The sequence below is a fragment of the Jatrophihabitans sp. genome (assembly GCF_051960575.1).
Lineage (GTDB): Bacteria > Actinomycetota > Actinomycetes > Mycobacteriales > Jatrophihabitantaceae > JBQCEE01.
In genome coordinates this window covers 1-7,245 of the sequence record NZ_JBQCEE010000151.1, presented here as the reverse complement: position 1 = coordinate 7,245, position 7,245 = coordinate 1, and the positions used below count along the sequence as shown (strand labels likewise).

Annotated in this window: 7 protein-coding genes and 1 pseudogene; all 8 read left to right on the top strand. The window is 70.5% G+C overall.

The features are described from left to right. On the top strand, window positions 1–498 hold a 498-nt coding region (locus ACTHMS_RS08685; RefSeq protein WP_440306264.1), incomplete at its 5' end, for a nitrilase-related carbon-nitrogen hydrolase. A gap of 94 nt (window positions 499–592) precedes the next feature. Continuing rightward, on the top strand, window positions 593–2,023 hold the full coding sequence (hydA, locus tag ACTHMS_RS08680) for a dihydropyrimidinase (RefSeq protein ID WP_440306263.1): 1,431 nt from the start codon (window positions 593–595) through the stop codon (window positions 2,021–2,023). 93 nt (window positions 2,024–2,116) lie between these two features. Further along, window positions 2,117–3,148 (top strand): TIGR03842 family LLM class F420-dependent oxidoreductase, encoded by a 1,032-nt coding sequence (locus tag ACTHMS_RS08675; protein WP_440306262.1) that lies wholly within the window; start codon window positions 2,117–2,119, stop codon window positions 3,146–3,148. Beyond that, window positions 3,145–4,038, top strand: a complete 894-nt coding sequence (locus tag ACTHMS_RS08670; protein WP_440306261.1) for an ABC transporter permease — start codon at window positions 3,145–3,147, stop codon at window positions 4,036–4,038. The genes ACTHMS_RS08675 and ACTHMS_RS08670 overlap by 4 nt, the downstream gene beginning before the upstream one ends. After that, window positions 4,035–4,892: an ABC transporter ATP-binding protein gene (locus tag ACTHMS_RS08665; protein WP_440306260.1), complete on the top strand. Its 858-nt coding sequence runs from the start codon at window positions 4,035–4,037 to the stop codon at window positions 4,890–4,892. Before ACTHMS_RS08670 ends, ACTHMS_RS08665 begins: the two co-directional genes overlap by 4 nt. Continuing rightward, window positions 4,889–5,758: an ABC transporter permease gene (locus ACTHMS_RS08660; RefSeq protein ID WP_440306259.1), complete on the top strand. Its 870-nt coding sequence runs from the start codon at window positions 4,889–4,891 to the stop codon at window positions 5,756–5,758. Before ACTHMS_RS08665 ends, ACTHMS_RS08660 begins: the two co-directional genes overlap by 4 nt. 35 nt (window positions 5,759–5,793) lie before the next feature. Next, on the top strand, window positions 5,794–6,933 hold the full coding sequence (locus ACTHMS_RS08655; protein ID WP_440306258.1) for an ABC transporter substrate-binding protein: 1,140 nt from the start codon (window positions 5,794–5,796) through the stop codon (window positions 6,931–6,933). A gap of 111 nt (window positions 6,934–7,044) precedes the next feature. Continuing rightward, window positions 7,045–7,245, top strand: a pseudogene (locus ACTHMS_RS08650) (LLM class F420-dependent oxidoreductase); the annotation flags it as partial.

The following is a 7,245-nucleotide window of genomic DNA, read 5'->3' as shown; positions in this document are numbered from 1 at the left end:
CACATCCCGAACCTGCCGGCGTTCTGGGAGAAGTTCTACTTCCGGCCGGGCAACCTCGGCTACCCGGTGTTCGACACCGCGGTCGGCAAGGTCGGTGTGTACATCTGCTACGACCGGCACTTCCCGGAGGGTTGGCGCGAGCTGGGCCTGGGGGGAGCCCAGCTCGTGTTCAACCCCTCGGCCACCAAGCCCGGCCTGTCGAACCGGTTGTGGGAGCTCGAGCAGCCGGCGGCCGCCGCGGCCAACCAGTACTTCATCGCGGCGAACAACCGCATCGGGCAGGAGATCGACGAGTTCGGCGCCGATGCCCCGCACTTCTACGGCACGTCCTACTTCGTCGACCCGCGCGGCAACTTCGTCGGTGAAAAGGCGTCGGAGGACAAGGAGGAGCTGCTCGTGCGCGACCTCGACCTCGACGAAGTGACCCGCACCCGCAACGACTGGCAGTTCTACCGCGACCGCCGGCCCGAGACCTACACGCGCACCGTCGAGCCGTGACGGCGGCGCTCGTGACCGCGGTGTCACCGCTGATCAACATGCCGGAAACGCACCGGCGACAGGCTGCGCGTCTCGACGAGGAGGGATCGACCCGATGACCACGTTGATCAAGGGCGGCACGGTCGTCAGTGCCACCGGCTCGACGGCGGCCGACGTGCTCGTCGACGGCGAGACGATCGTCGCACTGCTCGCGCCCGGGTCGACCGCCCTGGGCACGATCACGGCCGACACGGTGATCGACGCGACCGGCAAGTACGTGATCCCGGGCGGGATCGACGGCCACACACACATGCAGATGCCCTTCGGCGGCACCGAGGCGTCCGACACCTTCGAGACCGGCACCCGCGCCGCGGCGTGGGGCGGGACGACGACGATCGTCGACTTCGTCGTGCAGGCGCACGGTCAGCGGGTGCAGGACCAGGTGGCGCTCTGGCACGAGAAGGCCGGTGGCAACTGCGCGATCGACTACGCCTTCCACCAGATCATCGGCGAGGTCGACGCCGAGTCGCTCAAGGCGATGGACGAGCTGATCGGCGAGGGCATCACCAGCTTCAAGCTCTTCATGGCCTACCCGGGCGTCTTCCTCTCGTCCGACGGCCAGATCGTGCAGGCGATGCAGACGGCCGCCGGCAACGGCGGGCTGATCATGATGCACTGCGAGAACGGCTCGGCCATCGACGTGCTGGTGCAACAGGCGCTGGAGCGCGGTGAGACCGGTCCGTACTTCCACGGCGTCACCCGGCCGTGGCAGGCCGAGCAGGAGGCGACGCACCGCGCCGTCATGCTCGCCGACCTCACCGGAGCACCGCTCTACGTCGTGCACGTGTCGGCCAAGCAGGCGCTCGCCCGCATCGCCGAGGCGCGCGACGCGGGGCAGAACGTCTTCGGCGAGACCTGCCCGCAGTACCTGTACCTCTCGCTCGAGGAGCAGCTCGGCGCCACCAGCGAGCAGTGGGGCGACCTCGAGGGCGCGAAGTGGGTCTGCTCGACACCGCTGCGCTCGCGTGCCGAGGGCCACCAGGACGCGCTGTGGAAGTACATCAACACCGGCGACGTCACCACCGTCTCGACCGACCACTGCCCGTTCTGCATGAAGGACCAGAAGGAGATGGGACGCGGCAACTTCGCCAAGATCCCCAACGGCATCGGCTCCGTCGAGCACCGCATGGACCTGCTCTACCAGGGCGTGCACGACGGCCGCATCTCGCTCGAGAAGTGGGTGGACGTCTGCTGCACCACCCCGGCGCGCATGTTCGGGCTCTACGGCAGGAAGGGCGTCATCGCACCCGGGGCCGACGCCGACATCGTCGTCTACGACCCGAAGGGGCACACGTCGATCGGCATCGGCGAGGGCCGCACCCACCACATGAACATGGACTACAGCGCCTGGGAGGGCTGGGAGATCGACGGCCACGTCGACGTCGTGCTCTCGCGCGGCACCGTGATCAAGGACGAGAGCGGCTACGTCGGGCGCAAGGGCCACGGCCAGTTCGTCAAGCGCGGCCTCTCGCAGAACCTGATCTAGGGCGGAGCATCGAGTGAGCATCGCAGCGAGCGCCAGCGAGCGAGGAGCGGAGCGAGTCCGCGATGAGCGCTTGCGCGAAGAGCCGAGGGCATAGTGGACTTCGGCGTCGTTTTGCAGAACGATCCGCCCGCGTGGCGGGTCGTGGAACTCGCCCGGCAGGCCGAGACCCTTGGCTTCACGCACTGCTGGACCTTCGACTCGCACCTGCTGTGGCAGGAGCCCTACGTCGTCTACAGCCAGATCCTGTCGGCGACGAGGCGCATGACCGTCGGGCCGATGGTGACCAACCCGGCCACGCGCGACTGGACGGTGACCGCCTCGCTGTTCGCGACGCTGAACGACATGTTCGGCAACCGCACCATCTGCGGCATCGGGCGCGGCGACTCCGCGGTGCGGGTGACCAACGGGCGGCCCGTCACGCTGGCGACGCTGCGCGAGTCGATCGGTGTCATCCGTGGGCTCGCGAACGGTGAGGCCACCGAGTACAAGGGCGCGACGCTGCAGTTCCCGTGGTCGTCGGGCTCGCGCCTGCCGGTGTGGGTGGCGGCCTACGGGCCGAAGGCGCTGGCCCTCACCGGCGAGGTCGGCGACGGCTTCATCCTGCAGTTGGCCGACCCGGACATCACCGAGTGGTCGATCGCCGCGGTGCGCAAGGCGGCCGCCGACGCCGGCCGCGACCCCGCGTCCATCACCATCTGTGTCGCCGCACCGGCCTACGTCACCGACGGCTCGGCCGGCCACCTGGCGCACGCCCGCGACCAGTGCCGCTGGTTCGGCGGCATGGTCGGCAACCACGTCGCCGACATCGTCGCCCGCTACGGCGCCGACGGCGGCGCCGTACCACAGGCGTTGAGTGACTACATCGCCGCGCGCGAGGGCTACGACTACAACCAGCACGGCAAGGCGGGCAACACCCACACCGCCTTCGTCCCCGACGACGTCATCGACCGGTTCTGCCTCATCGGTCCTGTCGAGACGCAGGTGGCTCGGCTGCAGGAACTCGAGGCGCTCGGCGTCGACCAGTTCGCGAACTACCTGCAGCACGACGCGAAGACCGAGACGCTGCACGCCTACGGCGACCGGGTGCTGCCCGCGGTGAACGTGCGGAAGGCCGCGCGCACGTGACGGCACGCTTGTGGCACCGGGCCGGGCGCGCCGCGCTGGTGCTGCTCGTGCTCGTGGTGCTCGGCGCGCTGTGGGAGGCCTACAAGTCGTGGGGCCCCGCGGACGGCGTGCAGCTGTTCGGCACCCGCGTGCTGCCACGCACCACCGACGCAGCGATGCCGCACCTGTCGTCGATCTGGCACGCCTTCGGCTCGGCCGAGGTCGGCGGCGCGATCACCTTCGGCCCGACCCGTACGGTCTTCGACTCGGTGCTCGACGCCGCCGGCAACACGCTGCAGTGGGCTGCGGCCGGCTTCGTGCTCGGCGTCGTCGTCGGGATGCTGCTCGCCCTGCTCATGGACCGTCTCGTCGTGGCCGAGCGCGCGCTCATGCCCTACGTGGTGCTGAGCCAGACCGTGCCGCTCATCGCCCTGGCGCCGCTGGTCACGAAGTGGGGGCAGGGCTCGAAACTCGGGCCGCTGACCTGGCAGCCGTGGATGTCGGTCTCGGTGATCGCCGCCTACCTGGCGTTCTTCCCCGTCGCCGTCGGCATGGCACGCGGGCTCAAGTCGCCCAGCGTCGTGCACGCCGAGTACTTCCGCTGCGCGGCCGCCGGATGGTGGTCGACGCTGCTGCGGCTGAAGCTGCCGTCGTCGGTGCCGTTCCTGGTGCCGGCCCTGCGCCTGGCGGCGGCCGGTGCGGTGGTCGGCACGATCGTCGCCGAGATCTCGACCGGGCTCGACGGCGGCATCGGCCGGTTGATCATCACCTACTCGCAGCAGGCCACCGGTGACCCGTCGCGCGTGTACGCGGCGGTGATCGGCGCTGCGGTGCTGGGCCTGTTCGTCGCCGCGGCCGTGTCCCTGTTCGACCTCGCCCTGTTCCCCTACCGCCGGGAGGACGCCCGATGACCGCCCGTGACGACCTCGTCGACGACGTCGCCCCGGCCGTCGAACTGCGCGGCGTCGGGCGCACCTTCGCCACCCGGAAGAACACCGTCGTCGCACTGCAGGACATCGACCTGACCATCGCGCGCGGCGAGTTCGTCTCGCTCATCGGGCCGTCCGGCTGCGGCAAGTCGACCCTGCTGCGCATCGTCGCCGACCTGCTCGAGCCGTCGACCGGCGAGGTGCGCGTCAACGGCAAGCCGGCCCGGCAGGCGCGCCTCGACCAGGACTACGGCATCGCCTTCCAGCAGGCCGGCCTGCTCGACTGGCGCACCGTGCAGGCGAACATCGAACTGCCGCTCGAACTGCACGGTGTCGGGAAGCCGCAGCGGCGTGAGCGCGCCCGCGAGCTGCTCGAACTCGTCGGCCTCGCCGACTTCGCCGGGCACCGGCCGCCGCAACTGTCCGGCGGCATGCAGCAGCGGGTCGCGATCGCCCGCGCGCTCGCCGAGCGGCCGGCCCTGCTGCTCATGGACGAGCCGTTCGGCGCGCTCGACGAGATGACGCGCGAGCGCATGCAGAACGAGCTGGTGCGCATCGCCGGCGAGACCGGCGCCGCCGTCGTGTTCGTGACGCACTCGATCCCGGAGGCGGTCTTCCTGTCCGACCGCGTCGTGGTCATGTCGCCGCGCCCGGGACGGATCGCCGAGATCATCCCGGTGGCGCTCGGCGCGCGCACCGAGGACACCCGCGAGGCGCCCGGCTTCTACGCCGGCATCACCCAGGTGCGCGAGGCCCTGCGCGGTCGCCCCGTGCCCGACACGGTCGAGGTCGGCGTCGCGCTGAGCGCGGCCGACCGGGCGCAGGGGGCGCTGTGAGCACGGTCGACACGGCCGACCCGGTGACCGGGACGCCACCCGGCCCGGCGCCGGCTCCGCTGCCGAGCGGGCGCCGCGGGTCGTGGCGGTCGGGGGGTGTCGGCCGCTCGCTCGCGACGCTGCTGCCGCCGGTCGCGTTCGGCGTGCTGTTCCTCGTGGCCTGGCAGGTCTTCGTGCGTGCGGCGCACGTGCGCAGCTTCGTGCTGCCCGCGCCGAGCGACATCTGGACGGCGGCCCGCCACAGCAGCTCCGAGATCGCCTCGGCGGCCGCGCACAGCGGCATGAACGCACTCGTCGGCCTGCTCGCCGGGCTGGTCGTCGGCGTGCTGCTCGCCGCGCTCGCCACCCGGGTGCCGCTGCTCGGCGGCGCGATCACCCCGGTCGTGGCCGGGCTCGCCGCGATGCCGATCGTCGCCCTGGCGCCGCTGCTCAACACGATGTACTCGCCGCTGTCGCCGGTGCCTCGGCGCACGGTGGTGGCGATCAGCGCCTTCGTCCCGATCTTCGTCAACACCCTGCGCGGACTGTCCCGCATCCGCCCGGTGCACCGCGAGCTGATGCACACCTACGCCGCCTCGGGGACGGCGGTGCTGCGCCTGATCCGCGTGCCCGGCGCGCTGCCGTACTTCTTCACCGGCCTGCGGGTGGCGTCCTCGCTGGCCGTCATCGCCGCCGTCGTCAGCGAGTACTTCGGCGGCCTGCAGGACGGGCTGGGCTCGCGCATCACCTCGTCGGTCGGTCAGAGCGACTACCCCGGCGCGTGGGCCTCGGTGTTCGGCGCCGTCGTGCTCGGCCTGCTGTTCTACGTCGGCGCCGCCCTGCTCGAACGTCTCGTCCTGCGCGACCGCGCCGCACCCGTCACCTGAGCCAGCCAGCCTCGACCGCGACCCGAAGGGAACCCATGATCACGACCAAGCTCGGCGCCACCGCCGCCGCGGTGCTGCTCGCCGCCGGCGGGCTCGCCGCCTGCAGCAGCAGCGGCGGCGACTCGTCCGCGTCCGGCGGCAAGCTCACGCCGGTGACCCTGCAGTTGCAGTGGGTCACCCAGGCCCAGTTCGCCGGGTACATCGCCGCCCTGTCGCAGGGCTTCTACAAGCAGCAGGGCCTCGACGTGAAGATCGTGCCCGCCGGCACGGACACCGTCCCGCAGACCACGGTCGACGACGGCGGCTCGGCCGACTTCGCGATCGCGTGGGTGCCGAAGGCGCTGCAGTCGCGCGAGAAGGGCGCCGACATCACCGACGTCGGGCAGGTGTTCCAGCGTTCGGGCACGCTGCAGATCTCGTTCAAGGACAAGGGCATCACCTCGCCCGCGCAGCTCAAGGGCAAGACCGTCGGTGACTGGGGCTTCGGCAACGAGTACGAGCTGTTCGCCGGCATGACCAAGGACGGTGTCGACCCCGGCAAGGACGTCAAGATCGTCACCCAGCAGTTCGACATGAACGCCTTCCTGGCCGGCGACATCGACGCCGCGCAGGCGATGATCTACAACGAGTACGCGCAGGTGCTCGAGGCGAAGAACCCGAAGACCGGCCAGCTGTACCAGCCGAGCGACCTCAACGTCATCAACTGGAACGACGTCGGCACCTCGATGCTGCAGGACGCGATCTGGGCCAACACCAAGAAGCTGCAGGACAAGGCGTTCCAGGACACCACGGTGAAGTTCCTGACCGCGAGCTACGAGGGCTGGATCTACTGCGGATCGCACGCGACCGAGTGCCGCGACGCCGTCGTCAAGGCCGGCTCGAAGCTCGGCGCGAGCCACCAGCTCTGGCAGACCAACCAAGTGAACAAGCTGATCTGGCCGTCGCCGCAGGGCATCGGCATGGTCGACACGACGGCGTGGGACCGCACCGTCACCATCGCCTCGCAGACCAAGAACAAGGACGGCCAGACCGTACTGTCGGGCGCGCCCAAGGGCGAGGCCTACACCAACGAGTTCACCGAGAAGGCCCTGGCGAAGCTCAAGGCGATGAACCTCGACACCACCGGGGCGTCGTACAAGCCGATCACCGTGACGCTCAACCCCGGCGGCAGCTGACCGAGCCGCGATGATCACGCGCCGAGGCACACCCTGGTGTGCCTCGGCGCGTGATCACGTCCGGGTGCCGCGCTACGTTCGAAGGAAGGCTCCTCGAACGGAAGGCACCCGATGGATCTCGGCCGTGTCGGCGTCTGGCTGCAGGCACCGAAGCTCACCCCCGACCTCGCCGCGACGATCGAGCGGCTCGGCTACGGCGCGGTCTGGATCGGCGGCTCGCCCGACGGACAGCTGCACCTCGTCGACCAGCTGCTCGACGCCACCGAGCGCCTCGCCGTCGCGACCGGCATCGTCAACATCTGGAAGGACGAC

What these genes read in the sequence shown, in the direction of transcription:
- ACTHMS_RS08655 (WP_440306258.1), top strand. Translation starts at nt 5,794, where the DNA reads ATGATCACGACCAAGCTCGGCGCCACCGCCGCCGCGGTGCTGCTCGCC.
- ACTHMS_RS08665 (WP_440306260.1), top strand. Translation starts at nt 4,035, where the DNA reads ATGACCGCCCGTGACGACCTCGTCGACGACGTCGCCCCGGCCGTCGAA.
- hydA (WP_440306263.1), top strand. Translation starts at nt 593, where the DNA reads ATGACCACGTTGATCAAGGGCGGCACGGTCGTCAGTGCCACCGGCTCG.